The organism is Klebsiella sp. HC6, assembly GCF_022605325.1.
Taxonomy (GTDB): Bacteria; Pseudomonadota; Gammaproteobacteria; order Enterobacterales; family Enterobacteriaceae; genus Klebsiella; species Klebsiella terrigena.
Genome location: NZ_CP093276.1, coordinates 4,689,105 through 4,713,782, shown reverse-complemented (window position 1 = coordinate 4,713,782; position 24,678 = coordinate 4,689,105). Strand labels below are relative to the sequence as shown.

The following is a 24,678-nucleotide window of genomic DNA, read 5'->3' as shown; positions in this document are numbered from 1 at the left end:
GTGCGTTGTGGCACAGGAATATACTGTTGAACAATTGAACCACGGCCGTAAAGTCTATGACTTTATGCGCTGGGACTACTGGGCTTTCGGCATTTCCGGTTTTCTGCTGATTGCCGCCATTGTCGTTATGGGCGTGCGTGGGTTTAACTGGGGTCTCGATTTCACCGGCGGTACGGTGATTGAAATTACCCTCGAAAAACCCGCGGATCTGGACCAGATGCGCGAAGCGCTGCAGAAGGCGGGCTTTGAAGAGCCGCAGCTGCAGAACTTCGGCAGCAGCCGCGACATCATGGTACGTATGCCGCCGGTACATGATACCAACGTCAGCCAGGAGCTGGGCAGCAAGGTCGTGAGCGTGATTAACCAATCGACCAGCCAGGACGCGACGGTTAAACGAATCGAGTTCGTGGGGCCGAGCGTCGGGGCCGATCTTGCGCAAAGCGGTGCGATGGCGCTGCTGGCGGCGCTGATCTGTATCCTGGTATACGTCGGCTTCCGTTTCGAATGGCGTCTTGCCGCCGGGGTGGTCATCGCCCTGGCGCACGATGTGGTCATTACGATGGGTATCCTCTCGCTGTTCCATATCGAGATTGACCTGACCATCGTTGCCTCGCTGATGTCGGTTATCGGCTACTCGCTGAACGACAGTATCGTGGTATCTGACCGTATTCGTGAAAACTTCCGTAAGATCCGCCGCGGTACGCCGTACGAGATCTTCAACGTGTCGTTGACCCAGACGCTGCACCGTACCTTGATCACTTCCGGGACCACGTTAGTGGTGATCCTGATGCTGTATCTCTTTGGCGGTCCGGTTCTCGAAGGCTTCTCGCTGACGATGCTGATCGGTGTCTCCATCGGTACGGCCTCTTCTATCTACGTGGCGTCCGCGCTGGCGCTGAAGCTGGGCATGAAGCGCGAGCATATGCTGCAGCAGAAAGTGGAGAAAGAAGGGGCGGATCAGCCGTCAATTCTGCCGTAAGGCAGTCCCGTTCTGATAACGCAATCCCGGTCGCAAGGCCGGGATTTTTTTATTACAGCGTCGCCAGTTTTGGCTACTCTCCATTATCCGCACGTTGTGACATGGAGTAACGCCCGGGGTCGTCGTAACCCTCTTCGCACTCCCCAACCGATCCTCCGGCACGGCCTGCACGGCGGGTTAACCGCCGTGGAAGCCGAACGCTGCTGACACTACGCTGTCAGTAGCCCTGTCGTAGACTTCTCCTGAAGCCAAACAATGGACAGGAGGATGTATGAACAACGTAATTAACTGGTTTGAAATTCCGGTTGCCGATATGGATCGCGCGGTGGCGTTTTACGAGCCGGTGCTGCAGGTGACGCTGCGTCGGGAAAATATGGATGGTGCTGAAATGGCCGTGTTCCCGTACCAGGACCCGGCTCCCGGCGGTGCGCTGGCAAAATTTGACGGGGTTAAACCTGCTGCTCAGGGATGTATTATCTATCTGCATACCGACAATCTGTCCGCGACGCTCGACCGCGTAAGCTCTGCCGGCGGCAGCTGCGTCTTTGGCCCGCTTGAGCTGTCGAACGATATTGGCGCCATCGCGCTGTTTATTGACAGCGAAGGTAATCGGATTGGCCTGCATCAGCCGAAGAACCTGTCCCGGTGATGCTCAGTGAGGCCTGCGGGACAGGCCCTAAACAATAAGAGAAAAGAGAATGAGCCGACGCGCCGACCGCCTTTTTCAAATCGTGCAGATCCTGCGGGGAAGAAGGCTGACCACCGCCGGACTGCTGGCGGAGCGGCTCGGCGTATCGGAGCGCACCATCTACCGGGATATCCGCGACCTGTCGCTCTCCGGCGTGCCGGTGGAGGGCGAGGCCGGCAGCGGATATCGCCTGCTGGCCGGCTACAGCTTGCCGCCGCTAATGCTGACGACCCAGGAGTCGGAAGCGCTGGTGGCCGCCATTCGGCTGCTGCAAACCTGGGGAGGCGAATCGCTGTCCCAGGCGCTGGAGTCGGCTCAGGAAAAGGTGCTGGCGATTTTGCCTGAGGAGAGCCGGCGCAAGGCCGAGCAGTCGCGGCTGTTTGCGCCGGACTTTGGCGTTCAGGGCTACAGCAAGACGCAGTTCGATCTGGTGCATCGGGCGGTTTCCGGTCAGCGGGTGCTGGCGCTGCACTATCGCGACGAAGCAGGAAAGGTGTCGCAGCGTGAAGTGCTGCCGCTGGGGCTCTTCTTCTGGGGCGAGCGCTGGCTGCTGGTGAGCTGGTGCGAGCTGCGCGATGATTACCGCTGCTTTCGTCTCGACCGCTGTCTGGAAGTGGCGGCTACCGGGCGCCTTTTCAGCGAGCGGGCAGACCGTTCATTGAGTGATTTTCTGCGTAAGGTGAGGTGCGAAGATCGCGAAGCGTAATGCGGCTCAATCGATATCCCCGGCGCAGAGGCCGGGGACCATCGTGCAGGATTAGAAGTTGTAACCCACCACGAAGTAACCACCCCAGCCGGTAGAGCGAACGTTGAAGTCGCCGTCACCGAAGTTCAGCTTCGCGTCGTTAGCCCACTGACCGCCGTTATGGAAGTAACGAGCCACTACCGAGTAGTGCCAGTGTGCGTAGTTCAGCGCCAGGATGTGGCTGGAAGCGATGGAGTTGCTGGTGCGCGCGTGTTTGCCGTTCTGGTCGTAGAAGTTGTCATCGCCCAGATCGGAGCCCCAGTCAAAGTTGGTGAAGCCGATGTAGCTCAGCGAGCCGCCCCACAGGTCGGTCAGCGGAACAAAGTATTTCACCTTGAAGCGGTAGCCATCCCACTCGTTTTCGTTGGATGCGCCGTAGTTCTGCCACTGGTATTTGGCGTAGACGTTCAGGGAGAGGCTCATCGGCAGGCCGGTATCGATGTCGGTACCGAGACCCATATACCAGGTGCTCTGGCGACCGGACGCGTTGCGGCCCATGTCGTAGATGTAGTTGTTAGCGAAATACCACTCTTTAAACGGACCGAAGCTCAGGTCGGTATTGGTCAGCTTATCGATAGAGAAACGCGGCTCAATTTCCATAAACAGCGGGGAACCGTGGTTCCAGATACCTTTCGCGTTGGTGTTACCGCCGAAGAATACCGGTGCATCCATGTAACCATAGAAATCAAACCAGTCTTTCTTGGCAAAGGCTTCGTATTCCAGGTAGGTATCGTTACGGATTTGTGGCCCAAAACGGGTGTGGTAGCTACCCACCACGTTTACACTCTGGTGCCACCAATCAGACAGGTACTGCGGTTTGTCGTTTTCTGCCGCGCCGGCAGTGAAAGATGCGGAGAGCGCCACGACGGCGCTTGCTGCCAGTAATGTTTTTTTCATATTGATGCCACTGTTTAAATTGAGCCGAAAGGCGTGAAGAAATTTGCCGAAGCGTATCTAAATATTTCGTATTTCTGTGGCGTCTATTATAGGAATCATTGCTCACAAAAATATGTGTTGTTTCACAGATCGAAAACATGCGTAATCGATTGCGTTCACGATTCTATGCATTTCTTGACAGAATGCCACTGAAATTCATCACTGATGCCCATTTTTTCTGAACTGTTGCGAAAAATTGTAAGTGGATTTTGGCGGGGAAAACCGGGCGTCAGAAACGCCCGGCGGGGAGCTTACTGCGCGTCTGCGGGCTGAATATCGTGGATGCGTACGAAGCCTAGCTGCTCCGGCGTGACGCCGCTGAGGCGTAGCGGAATATCGACGTCGCTCGGTGCCAGAATGCTGGCGGGGGCGCTAATCAGCTGGTCGCGGACGTTGACCTCCCGGTAGCTCTCGGTGGTGCCGCTGATCTGCCCGGAGGCCACGGTTGCGCTAAACGCCGGCAGCGGATCGTTTGATTCGCCCTGGATACGCAGCGTCAGGCGGGTGCCGTCGCCGTCGGGAGCGATATCGCGCAGCGACATCCGCAGGGTGCCTATCTGGCTGTTCAGCCGCGCCGGGGTTTTCGCGCCGGGCAGCAGGTAAACGCCGCTGCTGGACTTCGCGTTAAGGGCGTTTTGCTGGGTAATTTTCACCGTTTGCTGATTGAGCTGGGTCATCTCCTTGCTCAACGTGCTCACGCTCTGATTCATCTGGCGAACTTCGCTTTGCTGAGCACAGGCGCTGAGCGTAAAAAGGCTACCCACAATCGCCAGCTGCAAATAACGTCTTGTCATGGTCGGGATTCCGTTAACAGAGGGATGCTTAATGGTAGATCGTTTGCATAAGCGCACTATAGATCCTTTGTCTCAAAAGCTCTTTCTTTGTAGTCGGGTCACTTCGCGGTAAACTACCTGCCAGTTTAACTTGATGCCAGGACGCGCTATGCACTGCCCTTTCTGTTTCGCCGTAGATACTAAAGTGATCGACTCTCGCCTGGTGGGGGAGGGCTCTTCTGTACGTCGTCGTCGGCAGTGCCTGGTCTGCAATGAACGCTTTACCACCTTCGAAGTGGCCGAGCTGGTGATGCCGCGAGTGGTAAAAAGCAACGACGTTCGCGAACCCTTCAACGAAGATAAGCTGCGCAGCGGGATGCTCAAAGCGTTAGAAAAGCGTCCGGTCAGCGCCGACGATGTAGAAATGGCGCTCAACCACATCAAAACGCATCTGCGCGGCACCGGTGAACGCGAAGTTCCCAGCAAAATGATCGGTAACCTGGTGATGGAGCAGCTAAAGAAGCTCGATAAAGTCGCCTACATCCGCTTCGCTTCCGTCTATCGCAGTTTTGAAGACATCAAAGAATTCGGCGAAGAGATCGCCCGCTTACAGGATTAAGCCATGCGTGACGAAATATACATGGCACGCGCGCTCAGGCTCGCCGCGCGCGGTCGCTTCACCACCCATCCAAACCCGAACGTCGGCTGCGTCATTGTTAAAGACGGCGAAATTGTTGGCGAAGGTTTCCACTACCGCGCCGGCGAGCCGCATGCCGAAGTGCACGCGCTGCGCATGGCCGGTGAAAGGGCCAAAGGCGCCACCGCCTACGTCACCCTGGAGCCCTGCAGCCATCACGGGCGCACGCCGCCATGCTGCGATGCCCTGATTGCCGCAGGCGTCGTGCGGGTGGTGGCCGCGATGCAGGACCCCAACCCGCAGGTGGCCGGGCGCGGTCTGTATCGCCTACAGCAGGAAGGTATCGACGTCAGCCACGGCCTGATGATGGGCGAGGCAGAAGCGCTGAATAAGGGCTTCCTGAAGCGGATGCGCACCGGCTTTCCCTATATTCAGCTAAAAATGGGCGCCTCGCTTGACGGCCGCACGGCAATGGTCAGCGGCGAAAGCCAGTGGATCACCTCCCCGCAGGCGCGACGCGACGTACAGCGCCTGCGCGCGCAAAGCCATGCGATCCTCACCAGCAGCGCCACCGTCCTCGCAGACGATCCGGCGCTGACCGTGCGCTGGGACGAGCTCACTCCTGATATTCAGGCGCGCTATCCGCAGGAGAATCTGCGCCAGCCGCTGCGTATTGTCATCGACAGCCAAAACCGCGTAACGCCGCAGCACCGCATCGTGCAGCAGGCGGGAGAAACGCTGTTTGCCCGCACCCGTCAGGACTCCCGCGAGTGGCCTGAGAACGTGCGCACTCTGCAGATCCCGGAGCATAAAGGCCATCTCGATCTGGTGGTGCTGATGATGCAGCTGGGCAAGCAGCAGGTTAACAGCATCTGGGTGGAGGCCGGTCCTGCTCTGGCCGGGGCGCTGCTGCAGGCGGGGCTGGTGGACGAGCTTATCCTCTACATTGCGCCTAAACTGTTAGGAAGCGACGCGCGCGGGCTCTGCGCGCTGCCGGGGCTTGAGAAGCTGGCCGACGCTCCCCATTTCAAATTCAACGAGATACGTCATGTAGGCCCGGACGTTTGCCTGCATTTAGTCAGCGCATGATTGCCCTGCCAGACGGGGAAACCGCGCCGCTACGCCTGGTTATTCAGCATGCGACGAGACGGTCAGCGAGGGACGCAGCCTGAAGAGAGGCCGGGTCAGCCGCAGCTCACGTCAGAGCAGTTTGCAGGATGAAGTGTATAAAATATTATGGTAGAATCCGCCCCCCTTGCGGGGCCAAATGAACCCGAAGGAAGAGTATGAACATTATTGAAGCTAACGTTGCTACCCCGGACGCTCGCGTCGCCATCACCATTGCGCGTTTCAACAACTTTATCAATGACAGCCTGCTGGAAGGTGCTATCGACGCCCTGAAGCGCATCGGTCAGGTAAAAGATGACAATATTACCGTTGTTTGGGTTCCAGGCGCGTATGAGCTGCCGCTGGCGGCTGGCGCACTGGCAAAAACCGGTAAATATGACGCGATAATTGCGCTGGGTACGGTGATCCGTGGCGGTACCGCGCACTTTGAATATGTGGCTGGCGGAGCAAGCAATGGCCTGGCACACGTCGCCCAGGAAAGCGAGGTTCCGGTAGCCTTTGGTGTTCTGACCACCGAAAGCATTGAGCAAGCCATCGAACGCGCTGGCACCAAAGCCGGTAACAAGGGCGCAGAAGCTGCGCTGACCGCGCTGGAAATGATTAACGTATTGAAAGCCATCAAGGCCTGAATTTTTTTGTAAGGGGAATTCCGTGAAACCTGCTGCTCGTCGCCGCGCCCGTGAGTGTGCTGTCCAGGCGCTTTACTCCTGGCAGTTGTCGAAAAACGACATCTCTGATGTTGAATACCAGTTCCTGGCGGAACAGGACGTTAAAGATGTCGACGTTCCGTATTTTCGCGAACTGCTGTCCGGAGTGGCGACTAACAGCGCATACCTCGACGGCCTGATGAAGCCGTACCTGTCCCGCCTGCTTGAAGAGCTGGGCCAGGTTGAGAAGGCGGTACTGCGTATCGCGCTGTTCGAACTGTCAAAACGTGACGATGTGCCGTACAAAGTCGCCATCAATGAAGCCATTGAGCTGGCGAAAACCTTCGGCGCTGAAGATAGTCACAAGTTTGTCAACGGCGTGCTGGATAAAGCAGCTCCGGCAATTCGTCCCAACAAAAAGTAAACTCCAGGTCGGGCTTTGCAGGACTCATCCTCGTGAACCTGGCCTTAGAGCCTATTTCGGTAGGCTCTCATTTTTTTCTTTTGCTGAGGCATAACGTATGGCATGCGGCGAATTCTCCCTGATTGCCCGTTATTTTGATCGCGTAAAAAGCATGCGTCTCGATGTGGAAACCGGCATTGGCGACGACTGCGCACTCCTGAATATTCCCGAGAAAAAAACGCTGGCAATCAGCACCGACACCCTGGTGGCGGGCAACCATTTCTTACCTGATATCGATCCTGCCGATCTGGCCTATAAAGCGCTGGCCGTTAATCTGAGCGACCTCGCGGCGATGGGCGCGGAGCCGGCGTGGCTAACGCTGGCGCTGACGCTGCCGGAGGTGGACGAGGCGTGGCTGGAGTCCTTCAGCGATAGCCTGTTTATGCTGCTCAACTATTACGACATGCAGCTGATCGGCGGTGATACCACCCGCGGTCCGCTGTCGATGACGCTGGGTATCCACGGTTTTGTGCCGCCGGGACGCGCCCTGAAGCGCTCCGGGGCGAAGCCCGGCGACTGGATTTACGTGACCGGTACGCCCGGCGACAGCGCCGCGGGGCTGGCAATACTGCAGGAGCGGCTGGCGGTAGATGACGCCGCCGACGCCGACTATCTGCTGGCGCGCCATCTGCGCCCGATGCCGCGCGTGCTGCAGGGGCAGGCGCTGCGCGATCTGGCGAGCTCGGCTATCGATCTTTCCGACGGCCTGGTCTCCGATCTGGGCCATATCCTCAAAGCCAGCGGCTGCGGGGCGCGCATCGACCTTGACGCGATGCCGCTATCCGAGGCGATGCAGCGCCAGGTTGAGCCGGAGACGGCCCTGCGCTGGGCGCTTGCCGGCGGCGAAGATTATGAGCTGTGCTTTACCGTACCGGAGCTCAATCGCGGCGCGCTCGACGTGGCTATCGGCCAGCTCGGGGCGCGATTTACCTGCATCGGGCAGGTTTGCGCTGAAGCCGACGGCCTGCAGTTTCTGCAGGGGGGCAAGCCGGTGAAGCTTGATTTAAAGGGGTACGATCATTTTGGCGCGCAGTAAAGATATCGCAAAAAGTCGGCTGAACCTGCTTAACCCCTGGCATCTGCTGGCGACCGGCTTCGGCAGCGGGCTAAGCCCCATCGTCCCCGGGACTATGGGGTCGCTGGCGTCGATTCCGTTTTGGTACCTGATGACGTTTCTGCCCTGGCAGCTCTATTCGCTGGTGGTGATGATGAGCATCTGTATTGGGGTCTATATCTGCCACCGCACGGCCAAAGATATGGGCACTCACGATCACGGCAGCATCGTCTGGGATGAGTTTGTCGGGATGTGGATAACCCTGATGGCGCTGCCGACTCTTGACTGGCAGTGGGTGGCCGGCGGATTCGTCATTTTCCGCATTTTCGATATGTGGAAGCCGTGGCCGATTCGCTGGTTCGACCGTAATATTCACGGCGGAATGGGGATCATGGTCGATGATATCGTCGCCGGCGTGATTTCGGCGGGCGTGCTCTACGTCATCGGCCATCACTGGCCGATAGGCCTTATCTGACGCTAAAACCCCGGCGGCGCGCTGACTGCCGGGGTTCTGGCTTAACGCCGCCGGCGGGCTATTTGAATCCGACCACCGGATGCGGCCTGTACGGCGCTTCCAGTTTTTCTACCTGCTCCGGCGTCAGCGTTAAATCGACGGCGTTCAGCAGCTCATCCAGCTGATCCTGACGCGAGGCGCCGATAATCGGCGCGGCGACGCCGGGCTTGCTCAGCAGCCACGCCAGCGCCACCTGCGCCCGTCCGACACCCAACTCCTCCGCCACCTCCGCGAGATTCGCCGCGATCAGCTCATCGTTGCTATCGCTGGCGCTGTACAGCGACTGGCCAAACTCGTCGGAAACCAGCCGCGCGGTGGTTTCTCCCCACGGGCGGGTGAGACGGCCGCGCGCCAGCGGGCTCCAGGGGATGACCGAGACCCCTGCGCGATTGCACAGCGGCAGCATCTCGTTCTCTTCTTCGCGGTAAATCAGGTTGTAATGATCCTGCATGGTGACGAAGCGCGCCCAGCCGTTACGCTCCTGCAGCTCCAGGGCCTGGGCAAACTGGCGGGCATGCATCGATGAAGCGCCGATATAGCGTGCCTTACCCGCCTTAACCACCTCGTTCAACGCCTCGAGGGTCTCTTCAATGGGCGTGGCGTAATCCCAGCGGTGGATTTGCAGCAGGTCAACATACTCCATGCCCAGGCGCCGCAGGCTGTCGTCGATAGAGCGGAGAATTTGCGCGCGGGAGAGGCCTTCCGGCAGGTCCCCCACCTGGTGGTAAACCTTGGTGGCAACCACCACTTCGTCGCGGCGGGCAAAGTCGCGCAGGGCGCGGCCAACGATCTCTTCGCTGCTGCCTTCGGAGTAGCTGTTGGCGGTATCAAAAAAGTTGATGCCGCCTTCCAGAGCGCGCTGGATCAGCGGGCGGCTGCTCTCTTCCGGTAGCGTCCAGGCGTGTTTGCCCCGGTCCGGCTCGCCGAAGGTCATGCAGCCGAGACACAGTCGGGAAACCCGCAGGTTGGTTGCTTCAGGGGTGATATATTGCATTGATATACTCCTGCTATGCGCTAAAAAGGGTTTCTTTTAAGCATAGCAGGAGCCGTTCGGAGGGTTATGCGAGCCAGGCGGTGATTTTAGCTTCGATACCGGCGGCATCGAGGCCGAGGTCGGCGTGAACTTCTTCCTGGGTTCCCTGGGGAATAAAGAAGTCCGGCAGACCGATATTCAGCACCGGCACCGCGCGGCGATGCGCCATCAGCAGCTCATTAACGCCGCTGCCCGCGCCGCCCATGATCGCGTTCTCTTCCAGCGTGACCAGCGCCTCGTGTCCGGCGGCCAGCTGCAAAATCAGCGCGTTATCAAGCGGTTTCACAAAGCGCATATCCACCAGCGTGGCGTTGAGCTTGTCCGCCACCTGCGCGGCTTCCTTCAGCATGGTACCGAAGTTAAGGATCGCAATTTTCTCGCCTTCGCGCTTCACCACGCCCTTGCCGATCGGCAGCAAAGCCAGCGGCTCCAGCGTTGCCCCGGTACCCGTTCCGCGCGGATAGCGCACCGCGCTTGGGCCGTCGCCGTAGTGATAGCCGGTATACAGCATCTGGCGACATTCGTTCTCGTCGCTCGGCGTCATGATGACCATCTCCGGAATACAGCGCAGGAAGGAGAGGTCGAAGGCGCCCTGGTGCGTCTGCCCGTCGGCGCCGACGATGCCGGCCCGGTCGATGGCAAACAGCACCGGCAGCTTCTGGATCGCGACGTCGTGAATCACCTGATCGTAGGCGCGCTGCAGGAAGGTGGAGTAAATGGCCACCACCGGCTTATAGTCGCCGATTGCCAGCCCGGCGGCAAAGGTCACCGCGTGCTGCTCGGCGATAGCCACATCGAAATACTGATCCGGGAATTTTTTCGAAAATTCGACCATCCCCGAGCCTTCGCGCATGGCCGGCGTCACGGCCATCAGCCTGCTATCTTTCGCCGCGGTTTCGCACAGCCAGTCGCCGAAAATTTTCGAATAAGAGGGCAGGCCGCCGCTGCTTTTTGGTAGCACCCCGCTGGTATGGTCAAATTTCGGCACCGCGTGGAAGGTGATCGGGTCTTTTTCCGCCGGCTCATAGCCGCGGCCTTTTTTGGTCATAATATGCAGGAACTGCGGCCCTTTCAGATCGCGCATGTTCTTCAGCGTATTGACCAGCCCGAGCACGTCGTGACCGTCCACCGGCCCGATGTAGTTAAAGCCCAGCTCTTCAAACAGGGTCCCGGGAACCACCATGCCTTTGATATGTTCTTCGGTGCGTTTGAGCAGCTCTTTAATCGGCGGAACGCCTGAGAAGACCTTCTTGCCGCCTTCGCGCAGGGTCGAGTACAGCTTGCCGGAAAGCAGCTGCGCGAGATGATTATTCAGCGCACCGACGTTCTCAGAAATCGACATTTCGTTGTCGTTCAGCACCACCAGCAGGTCGGGTTTGATATCGCCCGCGTGGTTCATGGCCTCAAACGCCATCCCGGCGGTGATCGCCCCGTCGCCAATGACGCAGACCGCACGCCGCTGCTTGTCTTCCTTCGCGGCGGCAATGGCGACGCCAATGCCCGCAGAAATGGAGGTCGATGAGTGTCCGACGCTCAGCACGTCATATTCACTTTCGCCGCGCCACGGGAACGGATGCAGCCCGCCTTTCTGCCGAATAGTGCCGATTTTGTCACGGCGGCCGGTCAGAATTTTATGCGGGTAGGCCTGGTGGCCAACGTCCCAAATCAGGCGGTCGAAAGGGGTGTTATAGACGTAGTGAAGCGCCACGGTCAGTTCGACCGTGCCGAGGCCGGAGGCAAAATGCCCGCTGGAACGGCTGACGCTGTCCAGCAGATAGCGCCGAAGTTCGTCGCACAGCTTCGGCAGGCTATCTTTCGGCAACAAACGCAGCTCCTGGGTGGAATCTACCAGCGCCAGGGTCGGGTATTTGGCAATATCAAAACTCATCAGAGACTCATTTATTGTTTATTTATCACGCTGAATTATGTAATTCGCGAGCGCTTCCAGTGCCGTGGTATCCAGAGATTGCGCGGCCAGCTCATTTAACGACTGGCGGGCGTCTTCAATCAGGCCGTGTGCTTTGTTCCGGGCTTGCTCAAGACCCAGAAGCGCGGGGTAGGTACTTTTGCCCAGCTGCTGATCGGCTCCCTGACGTTTGCCAAGGGTCGCAGTATCCCCTACCACGTCAAGAATGTCATCCTGGACCTGGAAGGCGAGACCGATATTTTCCGCATAGCGATCGAGCGCCGGCAGCGCCGCACGGCCGCGTTCGCCGGCGCTCAGGGCGCCCATGCGCACCGCCGCACGAATCAGCGCCCCGGTCTTATGGCGATGAATGCGCTTGAGCGCCTCAAGGTCAACCTGATGGCCTTCGGCTTCGAGATCCAGCGCCTGACCACCGCACATCCCGGCAACGCCGCTGGCCTGAGCCAGTTCGGAAACCATCGCCAACCGGTCGCGATCCGGTACTTCCGGCATCGCCGCATCACTTAGTATAGAAAACGCCAGCGTTTGTAGGGCGTCTCCGGCAAGAATTGCGTTGGCTTCGCCAAATTTAATATGGCAGGTAGGCAGGCCGCGACGCAGATCGTCATCGTCCATGGCCGGCAGATCGTCATGCATCAGCGAATAGGCGTGGATGCATTCAACGGCCGCGGCCGGCGCGTCCAGGGTTGCGCGGCTGACGCCAAACATGTCGCCGGTGGCGTACACCAGGAAGGGGCGCAGGCGCTTGCCGCCTAATAATGCGCCGTACTGCATGGCTTCAACCAGCGGAGTGTTCTGAAACGGCAGCGGCGCAAGAAAACGGCGCAGCGCGTCGTTGGCCTGCTCAACGCAGGCCTGAAGCTGTTGCGGGAAATCCATCTATTCAGCGTCCGGTGTAAAAGGCGTCAGCGGCGTATCTTCGCTCTCTGCCAGCAGAATTTGTACGCGCTGCTCGGCCTGCTGCAGCTTTGCCTGTCCCTGACGCGCCAGCTGCACGCCGCGCTCAAACTCACCGAGCGCTTCTTCTAACGGCAGAGCGCCGCTTTCCAGACGATTGACGATCTGCTCCAGCTCGCTCAGGGCGGTTTCAAAGCTGGCCGGGGCCTCATTTTTCTTTGGCATAGTGAATATAGACTCTTGTTATGTCGCGACAGCAGTATGGTAACGAAGTCACGTGGTTAAGCAAATATGCGCCTTATCCGGCAAGCGGCGCCGGCCTAAGCCCGATGCGCTCCCGGCGAACCTGTCGTCCCGGCTGCGGCAGATGATTTAGCGTAAAACACGCAATGCCAGGTGAAAAGCTTCCATTAGTGGTATACTTCGCGCCCTGGATGCAGGCACCGCGGTGCACTGCAGTACATCTTTTGCTTAAAGCCCTGTCGGGCTTGCCAACGAACTATTGTCGCCATGAAGTTTATCATTAAATTGTTCCCGGAAATCACCATCAAAAGCCAATCTGTGCGATTGCGCTTCATTAAAATCTTAACCGGGAACATTCGTAACGTTCTCAAAAACTATGATGAGACGCTCGCCGTCGTTCGTCATTGGGATCATATCGAAGTTCGCGCGAAAGACGAAAATCAGCGTCCGGCTATTCGCGATGCGCTGACCCGAATTCCCGGTATTCACCATATTCTCGAAGTCGAAGACGTCCCTTTCACTTCGCTGCACGATATTTTCGAGCAAACGCTGCCGCTGTGGCGCGAGACGCTGGAAGGCAAAACCTTCTGCGTGCGCGTGAAGCGTCGCGGTAAGCATGAGTTTACCTCTATCGAAGTGGAACGCTACGTCGGTGGCGGCCTCAACCAGCATATCGAGACCGCCCGCGTTAAGCTGACCAACCCGGATATCACCGTCAATCTGGAGATCGAAAACGATCGCCTGCTGCTGGTGAAGGGTCGCTATGAAGGCATCGGCGGTTTCCCCATCGGCACCCAGGAAGACGTGCTGTCGCTGATCTCCGGCGGCTTCGACTCCGGTGTTTCCAGCTACATGCTGATGCGTCGCGGCTGTCGCGTACACTACTGCTTCTTTAACCTCGGCGGCGCGGCGCACGAAATCGGCGTTCGTCAGGTTGCGCACTACCTGTGGAACCGCTTTGGCAGCTCCCACCGCGTGCGTTTTGTGGCGATTAACTTCGAGCCGGTAGTCGGTGAGATCCTCGAAAAAGTTGACGATGGTCAGATGGGCGTCGTGCTTAAGCGCATGATGGTGCGCGCCGCCTCTCAGGTAGCCGAACGCTACGGCGTGCAGGCGCTGGTGACCGGCGAAGCGCTGGGCCAGGTATCCAGCCAGACGCTGACCAACCTGCGGCTGATCGATAACGTCTCCGATACGCTGATCCTGCGTCCGCTGATCTCTCACGATAAAGAGCACATCATCAACCTGGCGCGCGAAATCGGTACCGAAGACTTTGCCCGCACCATGCCGGAATACTGCGGCGTGATCTCGAAGAGCCCGACCGTGAAGGCGGTGAAGGCGAAGATTGAAGCGGAAGAGCAGAACTTCGATTTCAGCATCCTTGAGAAGGTGGTGACGGAAGCCAATAACGTCGATATTCGCGAGATCGCCCAGCAGACTCAGCAGGAAGTGGTTGAAGTTGAAACCGTCAGCGGTTTTGGCCCCAACGACGTGATTCTGGATATTCGCTCGGTTGACGAGCAGGATGAAAAACCGCTGAAGGTGGAAGGCGTCGACGTGGTTTCGCTGCCGTTCTACAAGCTGAGCACCCAGTTCGGCAACCTCGACCAGAGCAAAACCTGGCTGCTGTGGTGCGAGCGTGGCGTAATGAGTCGCCTGCAGGCGCTCTATCTGCGCGAGCAGGGCTTTGAGAACGTGAAGGTCTATCGTCCGTAGCCCGCGAAGCGTGACGGTCACCCCGTTAAGCGCCGCCCGGCGCGAGCGGGGGAAGTCCCGGATAGCGGCAGCGATGCCTTATCCGGGCGACCGAGCCTGACCCGTAGCGGATCAGGCTTCGTAGTAGTTATATATTCCCGCCGGTATTATCAGCTGTGAAGCGACCTCGTACGCCTTTTCACGACTGACCAGCAGATCGATCATCTTGAGCGCAAAATCAATCGCCGTTCCCGGCCCCTGGCTGGTGAGCAGGTTAACCCGCGGATCCCAGACCACGCGCTTATCCTGCCACTGCCCGACGGGAATTTGCTCCTTCAGCGCCGGAAAGCCGGTCATGTTGCCGATGGGGAAAAGGTTGTGCGGGACCAGCACCGTGGCGGCAGCGGCGCAGATGGCGGCGACGATCCGCCCGGAGAGATGGAACTGCCGGACCGTTTCGACCAGCAGCGGGCTATCGCGGAAGTATTCCGCGCCTTTGATGCCGCCGGGCAGAACGATAATGTCATAGTCGCCGTCGGCAACTTCGACCAGCGGCGCATCGGCCAGCAGCTTAACGCCGCGCGAGCAGACAACGGTCAGGCTGCCGTCGCCGGCGACGCTGGCGGTGGTGACCTGCACGCCGCCGCGTACTAATAAATCGATAGCGGTGACCGCTTCCGTCTCTTCGCTACCAGGGGCGAGGCAAATCAGTGCCGACGCGCTCATATTCATTCTCCTTACGCTTGACCAGTTCAAACATACGGGCGTTTTCCGGTACGGCAAGGCCGTGGGCGCGGGCGCGCTTGAGCAGAAAACCGGTGATATAGTCGATTTCAGTATGACGCTGAGCGCGGATGTCCTGCAACATCGAAGAGATATTTTCTGCCGTACTTTCAATTACCTGATGGACATAAAATAGCAGATTTTCCGGCGATGTATGTATGCCTTCGCGCTCCATCACCGCGGCAACTTCCCGGCAGATAGTCTCTACTTCCCCCGCCGCATCGCGCAGATCGCCATTTTTACAGTTTCGTAGCGCCGTCAGCGGATTAATCACGCAGTTGACCGCCAGCTTGCTCCAGAGGGCCGGCTGGATATTATTGTGCCAGGCCACGTCGGGCAGGACGTTTTGCAGCGTATCGGCAAGCGCGCTGTAGTCCTGCGGATAGGCTTTCGCCGGGCCAATATGGGTGGTGCCGTTCGCCACGTGGACGATAACGTTGCCGTCGCGCCGCGCGGCCTGGGTAGTTGACGCCAGCAGCAGGGGCTGGGTGACGCCTTTGAGCTCGTCGACGGTGCCCATGCCGTTATGGATAAGCAGTATCGGGGAGGAGGCGGGCAGGCGCTCGGCGAGGTTCTTTACCGCCGTAGAGACCTGCCAGGCCTTCAGGGTAACCAGCAGCAGGTCGCTGCTGGCGAGAAAATCGGGATCGTTAGCGGTTAACGATTCGTTGAAAATGCTGCCGTCACTCTCGACCAGATTGACGCTGCAGAAAGGCTGTGGGACGCGCAACCACCCCTGGACTTCGTGTCCACGTTTACACAGCGCGGTCAGCCATAGCTGCCCAAGCGCACCGCATCCGAGTACGGTTACCTTCATTAATCCTCCTCACCTGCGACAATCCCAGGCACTCATAGCTAAAGTATATACTCGTTGTCCTTCCTGCTGCAGCCAATGCCGCCGCGGCTGGAAAAACCTGGAGCATAGCGCCGTCAGCTATGCTTGCGGGATAACCAGTTGAGTTATGCCGTGTTGCAGGTATTATGCAACGCAAAAGAAACGAAAGGAGAGGAAAAGATGCCATCTTTCGATATTGTCTCTGAAGTCGATCTTCAGGAAGTTCGAAACGCCGTAGAGAACGCGACCCGTGAAGTTGAATCGCGTTTTGATTTTCGCAACGTGGAAGCCAGCTTTGAGCTGAACGAAAAAAATGAGACCATCAAGGTTCTCAGCGAGTCTGATTTCCAGATTAACCAGCTGCTGGATATTCTGCGCGCTAAGCTGCTGAAGCGCGGCATCGAGGGCAGCTCTCTCGAGGTGCCGGAAGAGTTCGTGCACAGCGGTAAAACCTGGTTTGTCGATGCCAAACTGAAGCAGGGCATTGAGAGCACGATGCAGAAAAAAATCGTTAAGCTCATCAAAGACAGCAAGCTGAAGGTGCAGGCGCAGATTCAGGGCGAAGAGATCCGCGTGACCGGCAAGGCGCGTGACGATCTGCAGGCGGTAATGGCGCTGGTGCGCGGCGGCGATTTAGGCCAGCCGTTCCAGTTCAAGAACTTCCGCGACTAATAAAAAAGCGGGTTATCCCCGCTTTTTTTAACTGCCTTTTATCGCCTGCTCAACCTCGAAGCGATTGGTCAGCTTGCTGTCGATTTTGACGTAGACCGAACGCTCTTCGGCCACCACCAGCGCCTGCTTCACCCCGTCAAGGGTCAGCAGACGCGTCTGCAGCGAATCATCTACGGCCACCTCACCCGGGATTTCAATTCTCAGGCTGCTGACGTACGGCGGCTCGCTCATCGTTCCGGCAACCAGCAGCCACAGCATCGCCAGCAGCGCGCCGAGCAGGAACACGGTCTGCGAATCGAAGAAGCCGTCAACCCAGCCGCCGAGCGCGCCGCCAATCGCCACGCCGAGAAACTGGCTGGTGGAGTAGATGCCCATCGCGGTGCCTTTATACCCGGCCGGCGACTCTTTGCTAATCAGCGACGGCAGCAGTGCTTCCAGCAGGTTAAAGGCGAGGAAGAACAGCTGAACCCCCGCGACCAGCTCCCAGAAGTATCCGCCCGCGCCCCACAGGACGATTTCGGCGACCAGCAGCAGCGCAACGCAGAACACGAAGACCTGCTTCATCTTGCGCTTCACTTCGGCATAGATGATAAACGGCACGACCGAGACAAAGGAGATAAGCATGGTCACCAGATAAATCTTCCAGTGCTCAGCGGCGGGGAAACCTGCGGCCTCCAACTGGCCGGGAAGGGCGACGAATGTCGACATCAGCATGATGTGCAGGCACATAATGCCGAAATTGAGCTTCAGCAGCTTTGGCTCGGCGAGGACTTTGCTAAAGCAGTCTTTTACCATGCCTGATTCGCGGTTCAGGACGTGATTATGGCTGTTGGGCACCACCCACAGGGTGAGTAGAATGCCGATTGACGCCAGTCCGGCGATCATCCAGAACAGGGCGTGCAGGCCCAGCTGGTGGGTGACTATCGGCCCCAGCACCATGGCGATAGCAAAGGTTACGCCGAAGCTGACGCCAATAAAGGCCATCGCTTTGGTACGGTTCTGCTCGCGGGTTAAATCGGAAAGGAGCGCCATGACCGCGGCGGCAATCGCCCCGGAGCCCTGCAGCGCCCGGCCGAGAATAATGCCCCAGATGGAGTCGCTGAGCGCGGCGATAACGCTGCCGATAACGAAGATCAGCAGGCCGCCTACGATCAGCGGCTTGCGGCCGATACGGTCGGAAAGCAGGCCGAACGGGATCTGAAACAGGGCCTGGGCCAGTCCATAAATACCAATCGCCAGACCGATAAGCGCCTCGCTGGCGCCCTGTAATGCCATACCGTAGGTGGTTAGAACCGGCAGAACCATAAACATGCCGAGCATACGCAGCGAGAATACGGTTCCCAAACCCCAGGTCGCGCGCAGTTCGCCTGGCGTCATTTTGTTATCGTTCATTACCACCTCAATCTAAAAACTGCGCCTAGTGTAGTGGGGGGAGCCGGAAGCGTAAATAAATGTTTGTTTAACAGATATTACCGGTCTGTTGCGCGGCGAGGTAAGTGCGGTAGAAATAAAGAAACCGGTGGAGGAAGCCCCACCGGGATGCAGCATTTATTGTAAATTAAAGTCAACCCACTGGCCGCCGGCGTCGGCGGATTTGACGCATTGTTCAACCCAGTAGACGCCGTGCAGGCCGGCCTCGACGTTCGGGTACCAGAAGTCTGCCAGCAGCTCAGCGTCACCGCGATCCGTTGCATCCATGGCAATAGCGAAGCGGCGGTAGAGGTTTGCCCAGGCTTCGAACAGGCCCTCAGGATGGCCGCCGCCGATGCGATCGTCCGCCAGCGCCTCGCGGCTAAGGTAGGGCATTCCGCGCTCAAGGATCCGTGCCGGTTCGCCCTGCACCTCGTAGCTGAGCTGGTTGGGGCGCTCATCCCACCATTCGATACTGGCCTTTTCCCCGACCACGCGCACCTTTTGCGAATGCATGGCGCCGCTGTTGACCGCGCTGGTCCACATCGAACCGACCGCACCGTTGTCGTACTCCATCAGCACGAAGGCGTTATCTTCCAGCGGCGCCCTGGACTTAACGAAACTCTGGCGGGCGCACATCAGGCGCTTAATGTTGATTTGCGGCACCATGGTTTCGGCGATAAACAGCGGGTGCGTTGCGAGATCGCCCAGCACGTAGCTCGGGCCCGCGTACTCCGGCGTCACCCGCCAGCGGGTCGATTCTGCCTGCAGCTCGACCGCCTCGTTATGAAAACCGTGGGCGAACTGCATGGTGATCACCCGAATCTGGCCGAGCAGCCCTTCGGCGATCATCTGCCGCGCCTGCTGGACCATCTGATATCCGGCATAGCCGTAGGTGACGCCGACGATTTTTTTCTGTCGGCGGCTCAGCGCCAGCAGCTCGTTGGCTTCGTCGGCGGTGAAGCACAGCGGCTTTTCGCAGATAACGTGCAGCCCGGCCTCCAGCGCGGCTTTGGCGATCGCAAAGTGGGTATTGTTTGGCGTGGTGACCGACACCGCCTCGACGCCATCGGGACGCAGCGCCTCCTCGCGGAACAGGGTTTGATAATCGGCGTAGCAGCGCTCTGGCGCGATGCCGAGCTGCTGGCCAAACCGGCGCCCGCGTTCGGCATCGATATCGAGCGCGCCCGCCAGCAGGGTGAATACGTTGTCGCGCAGCGCCGCAGAGCGGTGGCTGTAGCCAATCTGGCTGGTGCCGCCGCCGCCGACCATCCCCCAGCGCAGGGAACGGGGCAGGGGTTTCATGCCGTTTAACATGGAGCTCTCCTTTCAAAAACACGGGTGTCAGAGGGGACGTTGAGTGATTCCTGCCGCTTACGCCGTCGACGGGGCATATTTCGGCATCCACATTATGGAATTGTTTATTTCATTTTATTATAAATTTGAAATTTATTTTTCGTTTGTGCGAGGGCGATCGAAAAATGGCGATATCCGTGAAGAAATGAAGGGCAGGGGAGGAGAGGAAAGAGAAGGCTATTTGCCGGGCGATACGGGGCGACACCTCCGGCGGGCGTGAGATAAGCAGGGAGGTGCAGACGATGCTGATTAGCTAGCGGTACAAATAAAAAACCCCGCCGAAGCGGGGTTTGTCACAGAGCCAATCTTATCCGACGTAGGCCAGCAGATTGTGCGAGTTCGGCACCATAAAGTCGACGGACATCATCACCGACAGTGCGGTAATAGCGACGATGGAAAAGACGAACAGCTTGCGCGCCCAGACTTTATCATCGGCCACTTTGTAACCGCGCAGCGCCATACCCAGCCACCAGACGCTCACCGCGGCCGCCACGACCAGGTATTTATACCCGGCGTAGCCACCCAGAGAGAGCATCAGCGTCGCGACGGCGAAAGCAATGATGTAGACGGTGATATGGTTCTTGGCAACCGAGATACCTTTCACTACCGGCAGAACCGGAATATTCGCCGCCTGATAATCCTTGAAGCGGAAAATCGCGATGGCATAGGAGTGAGGCATCTGCCACAGGCTAAAGATAGCCAGCAGAATGGCGGCACCGCTATCGAAATTACCGGTAACCGCACAGTAGCCAATCACCGGCGGCGCAGCGCCGGAGAGAGAACCAATCAGCGTGCCGTAAACGGAGTGGCGCTTCATGTACAGGCTGTAGACGCCGACATAAACCACGAACCCCATCACCCCCAGCCAGCAGGCCAGGGGATTAGCGCCAAACCACAGGAGCATGAAGCCAGCAATACCCAGCAAGGTGGCGTATACCAGCGAAGCTCCTGGCGAGATCAGCCCTTTGACCAGCACCCGGTTTTTCGTCCGTTCCATCTTGCGATCGATATCACGGTCGATGTAGTTGTTGAATACACAACCCGAGGCGACCACCAGGGACACGCCAAGGAGCGTCCAGGCGAACAGCGGATAGTCGATGTGGCCCTTAGAGGCCAGCAGGAAACCGCCGATCACCGAGATCAGGTTGCCGAAAATGATGCCAGGTTTCGTTACTTGCAGGTATTGCTTAAACATACTCGCCGCTCTTAGTGCATCATCATGTTGTAGTTCAGGTTCCACATAATCCAGATGGAGCCGATAACAACGATAGCAATGATGATTACGGTGAAGATAAACGCGGTCAGGTTCCAACCTTCGTCAGATTTGCTGTTCATATGCAGGAAGTACACCAGGTGTACCACGATCTGCACAACAGCAGTGACCAGGATAGTTCCCAGAATAGCCGCATGCGATGCGGAGCCACTCATAACCATAGCAAACGGAATGGCCGTCAGAATGATCGACAGGATAAATCCTGTCATGTAGCTCTTAACGCTGCCGTGAGAAGCGCCGTTATGATCGGTAGAATGACTCATTACATTGCCCCCATCAGATAAACAACAGAGAACACGCAGATCCACACCACGTCCAGGAAGTGCCAGAACAGGCTCAGGCACATGATACGGGTACGGTTAGTTGGTGTCAGGCCGCGACGCGAAACCTGGAACATCAGCACCGCCATCCAGATCAGACCGGAGGTGACGTGCAGACCGTGCGTGCCTACCAGCGCGAAGAACGCTGACAGGAAGCCGCTGCGATCCGGACCCATACCTTCAACAATCAGGTGATGGAATTCATAGAGTTCCATCGCGATGAACCCTGCCCCGAAGAGGAAGGTCAGCGCCAGCCAGGAAACGACCTGGCTCTTGTTGTTTTTGTACATGGCGATAGCCGCCATGCCGTAGGTGATGGAGCTGAACAGCAGCAGAGCAGTTTCAACCAGAACGAACGGCAGTTCGAAAATATCTTTACCGGTCGGGCCGCCCGCCGTGCCGTTCACCAGAACGGCATAGGTAGCGAACAGGGTGGCGAAGATAATGCAGTCGCTCATCAGGTAGATCCAGAAGCCGAATACCTTCATCGGCCCTGTATCGTGATGCCCGTGGTCGTGTCCGTGGGCGTTATGCGCAAGAGTATCAGTTGCCATTTTTCAGCCCCGCTTTGTTAATTTCATCGAAATGCTGACCTTCCAGTTTTTCGACTTCTGCAACAGGCACGTAGTAATCCACGTCTTCGTCAAAGCTCTTAATAATCCAGGTAACAACGATGCCGACAAAGCCAACAATCGCCATCCACCAGATATGCCAGATCATCGCGAAACCAAACACCGTAGCGAAGGCAGCAATAACGATGCCGGCGCCGCTGTTTTTCGGCATATGAATCTCTTCATAGCCTGCAGGTTTCTTGTACGCTTCGCCTTTTTCTTTCATTTCCCAGAACGCATCGCGCTCGTGGACGTTCGGAACGATAGCAAAGTTATAGAACGGCGGAGGTGAAGAGGTTGCCCACTCCAGAGTACGGCCGCCCCACGGGTCACCGGTCAGGTCGCGGTTTTGCTCGCGATCGCGGATGGAGACGTAGAACTGAATCAGCTGGCAGAGGATACCGCAAGCGATCAGCGCCGCGCCGCAGGCTGCAACAACCAGCATCGGGTGGAACTGCGGATCGATTTGCTGGCTCAGACGACGAGTCATCCCCATGAAGCCCAGCACGTACAGCGGCATAAACGCCACGAAGAAGCCGATGATCCAGAACCAGAACGCGCGTACGCCCCAGGTTTCGTTCAGCGTGAAGCCGAATGCTTTTGGCCACCAGTAGGTCAGACCGGCGAAGCAGCCGAAGACCACACCACCGATAATAACGTTATGGAAGTGGGCAATCAGGAACAGGCTGTTGTGCAGAACGAAGTCCGCGCCCGGAACCGCCAGCAGTACGCCGGTCATGCCGCCTACGGAGAAGGTGACGATGAAGCCGATAGTCCACAGCATGGCAGAGTTCAGGACGATACGTCCCTGGTACATAGTGAACAGCCAGTTGAAGATCTTCACCCCGGTCGGGATGGCGATAATCATGGTTGTAATACCGAAGAAGGCGTTGACGTTCGCACCGGCACCCATGGTGAAGAAGTGGTGCAGCCAAACGATGAACGACAGAACGGTAATACAAATGGTTGCCCATACCAGCGAGGTATAGCCGAACAGACGCTTACGCGAGAAGGTTGCCGCGATTTCGGAGAACACGCCGAATACCGGCAGAACCAGAATGTACACTTCCGGGTGGCCCCAGGCCCAAATCAGGTTGATGTACATCATCATGTTGCCACCCATATCGTTGGTAAAGAAATGGGTGCCCAGGTAGCGGTCCAGGGTCAGCAGCGCGACGGTGACGGTCAGAATTGGGAAGGAAGCAATAATCAGGATGTTGGCGCACAGAGAAGCCCAGGCGAACACGGGCATCTTGAACATCGTCATGCCAGGGGCACGCATCTTGATAATGGTCACAAAGAAGTTAATACCGGTTAAGGTTGTCCCGATACCGGACAGCTGGAGAGCCCAGATCCAGTAATCGACCCCAACGCCCGGACTGTACTCGATTCCCGATAGCGGCGGGTAGGCCAGCCAACCGGTCTGCGCGAACTCACCGACGCCCAGAGAGAGGTTAACCAGAATCACGCCAACAACGGTGAACCAGAAGCTCAGGTTGTTAAGGAACGGGAACGCCACGTCGCGCGCGCCGAGCTGCAGCGGAACAACGAGGTTCATCAGACCGATAACAAACGGCATCGCTACGAAGAAGATCATGATAACGCCGTGGGCGGTAAAGATCTGATCGTAGTGGTGAGGAGGCAGGAAGCCCGCATCCCCGGCCGAGGCCAGCACCTGCTGGCTACGCATCATGACGGCGTCAGCAAAGCCACGCAGCAGCATAACGATTGCTACGATGACGTACATGATACCGAGTCGTTTGTGGTCAACCGAAGTCAGCCACTCTTTCCATAGGTAGGACCACTTACCGAAGTAAGTGATTGCCGCCAGAAGCGCCAGTCCCCCGATGATGATTGCAGCTACCGTAATCACGATAATAGGTTCGTGATAGGGCACTGCATCCAGTGTTAGTTTTCCGAACATCGTTTTCTTCCTCGGTCCCTTAGTGAGCGGTTTCCGCGTGGCTCATGTCCATGCCTTCCATTCCTTCGTGCGCTGCGTGCTCGCCTTCAGGTTGGGACATGTCCATGCTCTTGCCGTGAGACATGAATTTGCCGATAACGTCTTTAAACAAATCTGGCTTCACGTTAGAGAAGTATTCCACTTTGTTGTATTCGCTAGGCGCAGCCACTTTTTCGAAGGCAGCCATGGAGTCCATGGTGTTCGAAGACTGTTTTACTTTCGCTACCCACTGATCGAAGGATGCACGATCCGGCGTGGCGAGAGCTTTGAACTTCATTCCTGAGAAGCCCGGGCCGCTATAGCTTGCGGAGATACCGTCATAAGTACCAGTTTCGTTCGCGATGAGGTGCAGCTGAGTCTGCATCCCGGCCATTGCGTAAATCTGGCTGCCTAAACGTGGGATAAAGAACGAGTTCATCACGGAATTAGAGGTCACTTTGAAGTGTACCGGTACGTTCGCCGGGAAGGCGATTTCGTTGACGGTAGCAATACCCTGTTCCGGATAAATAAAGAACCATTTCCAGTCCATCGAAACAACTTCGATGACGATCGGATTCTCTTCGTGAGCTAGCGGTTTGCTTGGCTCTAATGCGTGAGTGGTTTTCCAGGTCAGAACGGCCAGGAACAGGATGATCAGGATAGGAACCGTCCAGACCACAGCTTCAACTTTGTTGGAGTGTGACCAGTTCGGGCTATACTTCGCATCTTTATTGCTCGCGCGATACTTCCAGGCAAATCCTACTGCCATTAAGACGGCGGGAATAACGACAATCATCATCAGGCCAAAGGCCGTCAGTATCAAAGAACGTTGCTCCAGTCCAATCTGTCCTTTTGGGTCAAGGAGCGCAGAATCACAACCACTGAGTAATACAGTACCTGCGATTAATGACATCCATCCCAAACTTTTATTGTATTTCCTAAGTCTCATTGAACGACCTCAATTCCACGGAATCTGGTGGCGCTTAAAGTGTGCGGGCATTTTACGGGAAGGTTGCATTACTGTAAACATGATTGGAGCTGTGTCAGTTCCGTGTTAGTGGGTTCTGCTTGCTTTGTCACATATGTAACCGAGTGTGACGCTGTCGCTTGCAAAGCC

27 protein-coding genes are annotated in these 24,678 nt (G+C 57.5%); 12 read left to right on the top strand and 15 right to left on the bottom strand.

Going from position 1 to position 24,678, the window contains the following annotated elements; genetic code table 11:
- Positions 1-7 precede the first annotated feature (7 nt).
- The 3 genes from secF (at position 8) to MMW58_RS22815 (ending at position 2,373) form a co-directional block, all read left to right on the top strand.
- Complete coding sequence (gene secF, locus MMW58_RS22825; RefSeq protein WP_045854195.1) at positions 8-979, top strand: protein translocase subunit SecF; 972 nt, start codon at positions 8-10, stop codon at positions 977-979.
- Positions 980-1,250: 271 nt separating this feature from the next.
- Complete coding sequence (locus MMW58_RS22820; protein ID WP_241722163.1) at positions 1,251-1,628, top strand: VOC family protein; 378 nt, start codon at positions 1,251-1,253, stop codon at positions 1,626-1,628.
- Between the two features lie 49 nt (positions 1,629-1,677).
- Positions 1,678-2,373, top strand: a complete 696-nt coding sequence (locus MMW58_RS22815) for a helix-turn-helix transcriptional regulator (RefSeq protein ID WP_128878946.1) — start codon at positions 1,678-1,680, stop codon at positions 2,371-2,373.
- 51 nt (positions 2,374-2,424) lie between these two features.
- Here the strand turns inward: MMW58_RS22815 and MMW58_RS22810 are convergent, their stop codons facing one another.
- Entirely contained in the window at positions 2,425-3,309 is an 885-nt protein-coding gene (locus MMW58_RS22810) for a nucleoside-specific channel-forming protein Tsx (RefSeq protein ID WP_045854198.1), read from the bottom strand.
- 290 nt (positions 3,310-3,599) lie between these two features.
- Positions 3,600-4,142, bottom strand: a complete 543-nt coding sequence (locus MMW58_RS22805) for a SadB/YajI family lipoprotein (protein WP_076944655.1) — start codon at positions 4,140-4,142, stop codon at positions 3,600-3,602.
- Positions 4,143-4,290: 148 nt separating this feature from the next.
- Here MMW58_RS22805 and nrdR point away from each other — a divergent pair, with 148 nt between their 5' ends.
- From nrdR to pgpA, 6 genes are all read left to right on the top strand, one after another.
- Entirely contained in the window at positions 4,291-4,740 is a 450-nt protein-coding gene (nrdR, locus tag MMW58_RS22800; RefSeq protein WP_004858609.1) for a transcriptional regulator NrdR, read from the top strand.
- Between the two features lie 3 nt (positions 4,741-4,743).
- On the top strand, positions 4,744-5,847 hold the full coding sequence (ribD, locus tag MMW58_RS22795) for a bifunctional diaminohydroxyphosphoribosylaminopyrimidine deaminase/5-amino-6-(5-phosphoribosylamino)uracil reductase RibD (RefSeq protein WP_241722162.1): 1,104 nt from the start codon (positions 4,744-4,746) through the stop codon (positions 5,845-5,847).
- Positions 5,848-6,044: 197 nt separating this feature from the next.
- A complete protein-coding gene (ribH, locus tag MMW58_RS22790; protein ID WP_041144290.1) occupies positions 6,045-6,515 on the top strand; it encodes a 6,7-dimethyl-8-ribityllumazine synthase in 471 nt (156 codons plus the stop codon).
- A gap of 22 nt (positions 6,516-6,537) precedes the next feature.
- Positions 6,538-6,957, top strand: a complete 420-nt coding sequence (gene nusB / locus MMW58_RS22785; RefSeq protein ID WP_041144291.1) for a transcription antitermination factor NusB — start codon at positions 6,538-6,540, stop codon at positions 6,955-6,957.
- Between the two features lie 97 nt (positions 6,958-7,054).
- Positions 7,055-8,032 carry a thiamine-phosphate kinase gene (thiL, locus tag MMW58_RS22780; protein WP_241722161.1) on the top strand — a complete coding sequence of 326 codons (978 nt, stop codon included), beginning with the start codon at positions 7,055-7,057 and terminating at the stop codon, positions 8,030-8,032.
- Positions 8,013-8,525: a phosphatidylglycerophosphatase A gene (gene pgpA, locus MMW58_RS22775; protein WP_166646127.1), complete on the top strand. Its 513-nt coding sequence runs from the start codon at positions 8,013-8,015 to the stop codon at positions 8,523-8,525. The genes thiL and pgpA overlap by 20 nt, the downstream gene beginning before the upstream one ends.
- Positions 8,526-8,583: 58 nt before the next feature.
- Here the strand turns inward: pgpA and MMW58_RS22770 are convergent, their stop codons facing one another.
- The 4 genes from MMW58_RS22770 to xseB all read right to left on the bottom strand — a co-directional run bounded on the left by MMW58_RS22770 (position 8,584) and on the right by xseB (position 12,646).
- The gene (locus MMW58_RS22770; RefSeq protein WP_133596394.1) at positions 8,584-9,558 is read right to left on the bottom strand and encodes an aldo/keto reductase; all 975 of its coding nucleotides are present in this window, start codon (positions 9,556-9,558) and stop codon (positions 8,584-8,586) included.
- Positions 9,559-9,622: 64 nt separating this feature from the next.
- Positions 9,623-11,485, bottom strand: coding sequence for a 1-deoxy-D-xylulose-5-phosphate synthase (gene dxs, locus MMW58_RS22765; RefSeq protein WP_241722160.1), 1,863 nt, complete (start codon positions 11,483-11,485; stop codon positions 9,623-9,625).
- A gap of 18 nt (positions 11,486-11,503) precedes the next feature.
- Positions 11,504-12,403, bottom strand: a complete 900-nt coding sequence (gene ispA / locus MMW58_RS22760; RefSeq protein ID WP_045854206.1) for a (2E,6E)-farnesyl diphosphate synthase — start codon at positions 12,401-12,403, stop codon at positions 11,504-11,506.
- Complete coding sequence (xseB, locus tag MMW58_RS22755; RefSeq protein ID WP_041144297.1) at positions 12,404-12,646, bottom strand: exodeoxyribonuclease VII small subunit; 243 nt, start codon at positions 12,644-12,646, stop codon at positions 12,404-12,406.
- A gap of 285 nt (positions 12,647-12,931) precedes the next feature.
- On the opposite strand from xseB, the gene thiI reads away from it, so the two are divergent.
- The gene (thiI, locus tag MMW58_RS22750; protein WP_241722159.1) at positions 12,932-14,380 is read left to right on the top strand and encodes a tRNA uracil 4-sulfurtransferase ThiI; all 1,449 of its coding nucleotides are present in this window, start codon (positions 12,932-12,934) and stop codon (positions 14,378-14,380) included.
- A gap of 111 nt (positions 14,381-14,491) precedes the next feature.
- Here the strand turns inward: thiI and yajL are convergent, their stop codons facing one another.
- Both yajL and panE read right to left on the bottom strand, forming a co-directional pair.
- Positions 14,492-15,085: a protein deglycase YajL gene (yajL, locus tag MMW58_RS22745; RefSeq protein WP_159235907.1), complete on the bottom strand. Its 594-nt coding sequence runs from the start codon at positions 15,083-15,085 to the stop codon at positions 14,492-14,494.
- The gene (gene panE / locus MMW58_RS22740; protein ID WP_133596402.1) at positions 15,048-15,959 is read right to left on the bottom strand and encodes a 2-dehydropantoate 2-reductase; all 912 of its coding nucleotides are present in this window, start codon (positions 15,957-15,959) and stop codon (positions 15,048-15,050) included. Before panE ends, yajL begins: the two co-directional genes overlap by 38 nt.
- Before the next feature lie 198 nt (positions 15,960-16,157).
- Here panE and MMW58_RS22735 point away from each other — a divergent pair, with 198 nt between their 5' ends.
- Positions 16,158-16,649: a YajQ family cyclic di-GMP-binding protein gene (locus MMW58_RS22735; protein ID WP_041144301.1), complete on the top strand. Its 492-nt coding sequence runs from the start codon at positions 16,158-16,160 to the stop codon at positions 16,647-16,649.
- A gap of 27 nt (positions 16,650-16,676) precedes the next feature.
- On the opposite strand, the gene MMW58_RS22730 is transcribed toward MMW58_RS22735, so the two are convergent.
- Positions 16,677-18,041, bottom strand: a complete 1,365-nt coding sequence (locus tag MMW58_RS22730) for an MFS transporter (RefSeq protein ID WP_241722158.1) — start codon at positions 18,039-18,041, stop codon at positions 16,677-16,679.
- Positions 18,042-18,197: 156 nt separating this feature from the next.
- The gene (locus MMW58_RS22725; RefSeq protein ID WP_241722157.1) at positions 18,198-19,376 is read right to left on the bottom strand and encodes a Gfo/Idh/MocA family protein; all 1,179 of its coding nucleotides are present in this window, start codon (positions 19,374-19,376) and stop codon (positions 18,198-18,200) included.
- A gap of 43 nt (positions 19,377-19,419) precedes the next feature.
- Between MMW58_RS22725 and MMW58_RS22720 the strand changes: the two genes are divergently transcribed.
- Positions 19,420-19,635, top strand: coding sequence for a hypothetical protein (locus MMW58_RS22720; protein ID WP_241722156.1), 216 nt, complete (start codon positions 19,420-19,422; stop codon positions 19,633-19,635).
- Positions 19,636-19,722: 87 nt separating this feature from the next.
- Here MMW58_RS22720 and cyoE read toward each other — a convergent pair whose 3' ends face one another.
- From cyoE to cyoA, 5 genes are read right to left on the bottom strand one after another with little or no spacing between them, the layout of a single operon-like run.
- Positions 19,723-20,610, bottom strand: coding sequence for a heme o synthase (gene cyoE, locus MMW58_RS22715; protein ID WP_045854212.1), 888 nt, complete (start codon positions 20,608-20,610; stop codon positions 19,723-19,725).
- 11 nt (positions 20,611-20,621) lie between these two features.
- Entirely contained in the window at positions 20,622-20,951 is a 330-nt protein-coding gene (locus tag MMW58_RS22710) for a cytochrome o ubiquinol oxidase subunit IV (RefSeq protein ID WP_045854213.1), read from the bottom strand.
- Complete coding sequence (locus MMW58_RS22705; protein ID WP_041144312.1) at positions 20,951-21,562, bottom strand: cytochrome o ubiquinol oxidase subunit III; 612 nt, start codon at positions 21,560-21,562, stop codon at positions 20,951-20,953. The genes MMW58_RS22710 and MMW58_RS22705 overlap by 1 nt, the downstream gene beginning before the upstream one ends.
- Entirely contained in the window at positions 21,552-23,543 is a 1,992-nt protein-coding gene (gene cyoB, locus MMW58_RS22700; protein ID WP_041144313.1) for a cytochrome o ubiquinol oxidase subunit I, read from the bottom strand. The genes MMW58_RS22705 and cyoB overlap by 11 nt, the downstream gene beginning before the upstream one ends.
- Before the next feature lie 19 nt (positions 23,544-23,562).
- Complete coding sequence (gene cyoA / locus MMW58_RS22695; protein WP_041144314.1) at positions 23,563-24,510, bottom strand: cytochrome o ubiquinol oxidase subunit II; 948 nt, start codon at positions 24,508-24,510, stop codon at positions 23,563-23,565.
- Positions 24,511-24,678: the final 168 nt, after the last annotated feature.

What these genes read in the sequence shown, in the direction of transcription:
- panE (WP_133596402.1), bottom strand. Translation starts at nt 15,959, where the DNA reads ATGAAGGTAACCGTACTCGGATGCGGTGCGCTTGGGCAGCTATGGCTG.
- MMW58_RS22705 (WP_041144312.1), bottom strand. Translation starts at nt 21,562, where the DNA reads ATGGCAACTGATACTCTTGCGCATAACGCCCACGGACACGACCACGGG.
- MMW58_RS22805 (WP_076944655.1), bottom strand. Translation starts at nt 4,142, where the DNA reads ATGACAAGACGTTATTTGCAGCTGGCGATTGTGGGTAGCCTTTTTACG.
- cyoE (WP_045854212.1), bottom strand. Translation starts at nt 20,610, where the DNA reads ATGTTTAAGCAATACCTGCAAGTAACGAAACCTGGCATCATTTTCGGC.
- MMW58_RS22820 (WP_241722163.1), top strand. Translation starts at nt 1,251, where the DNA reads ATGAACAACGTAATTAACTGGTTTGAAATTCCGGTTGCCGATATGGAT.
- MMW58_RS22815 (WP_128878946.1), top strand. Translation starts at nt 1,678, where the DNA reads ATGAGCCGACGCGCCGACCGCCTTTTTCAAATCGTGCAGATCCTGCGG.
- MMW58_RS22770 (WP_133596394.1), bottom strand. Translation starts at nt 9,558, where the DNA reads ATGCAATATATCACCCCTGAAGCAACCAACCTGCGGGTTTCCCGACTG.
- xseB (WP_041144297.1), bottom strand. Translation starts at nt 12,646, where the DNA reads ATGCCAAAGAAAAATGAGGCCCCGGCCAGCTTTGAAACCGCCCTGAGC.
- MMW58_RS22735 (WP_041144301.1), top strand. Translation starts at nt 16,158, where the DNA reads ATGCCATCTTTCGATATTGTCTCTGAAGTCGATCTTCAGGAAGTTCGA.
- nrdR (WP_004858609.1), top strand. Translation starts at nt 4,291, where the DNA reads ATGCACTGCCCTTTCTGTTTCGCCGTAGATACTAAAGTGATCGACTCT.
- MMW58_RS22725 (WP_241722157.1), bottom strand. Translation starts at nt 19,376, where the DNA reads ATGTTAAACGGCATGAAACCCCTGCCCCGTTCCCTGCGCTGGGGGATG.
- thiL (WP_241722161.1), top strand. Translation starts at nt 7,055, where the DNA reads ATGGCATGCGGCGAATTCTCCCTGATTGCCCGTTATTTTGATCGCGTA.
- MMW58_RS22810 (WP_045854198.1), bottom strand. Translation starts at nt 3,309, where the DNA reads ATGAAAAAAACATTACTGGCAGCAAGCGCCGTCGTGGCGCTCTCCGCA.
- MMW58_RS22730 (WP_241722158.1), bottom strand. Translation starts at nt 18,041, where the DNA reads ATGAACGATAACAAAATGACGCCAGGCGAACTGCGCGCGACCTGGGGT.
- ispA (WP_045854206.1), bottom strand. Translation starts at nt 12,403, where the DNA reads ATGGATTTCCCGCAACAGCTTCAGGCCTGCGTTGAGCAGGCCAACGAC.
- thiI (WP_241722159.1), top strand. Translation starts at nt 12,932, where the DNA reads ATGAAGTTTATCATTAAATTGTTCCCGGAAATCACCATCAAAAGCCAA.
- yajL (WP_159235907.1), bottom strand. Translation starts at nt 15,085, where the DNA reads ATGAGCGCGTCGGCACTGATTTGCCTCGCCCCTGGTAGCGAAGAGACG.
- MMW58_RS22710 (WP_045854213.1), bottom strand. Translation starts at nt 20,951, where the DNA reads ATGAGTCATTCTACCGATCATAACGGCGCTTCTCACGGCAGCGTTAAG.
- cyoB (WP_041144313.1), bottom strand. Translation starts at nt 23,543, where the DNA reads ATGTTCGGAAAACTAACACTGGATGCAGTGCCCTATCACGAACCTATT.
- ribD (WP_241722162.1), top strand. Translation starts at nt 4,744, where the DNA reads ATGCGTGACGAAATATACATGGCACGCGCGCTCAGGCTCGCCGCGCGC.
- ribH (WP_041144290.1), top strand. Translation starts at nt 6,045, where the DNA reads ATGAACATTATTGAAGCTAACGTTGCTACCCCGGACGCTCGCGTCGCC.
- cyoA (WP_041144314.1), bottom strand. Translation starts at nt 24,510, where the DNA reads ATGAGACTTAGGAAATACAATAAAAGTTTGGGATGGATGTCATTAATC.
- dxs (WP_241722160.1), bottom strand. Translation starts at nt 11,485, where the DNA reads ATGAGTTTTGATATTGCCAAATACCCGACCCTGGCGCTGGTAGATTCC.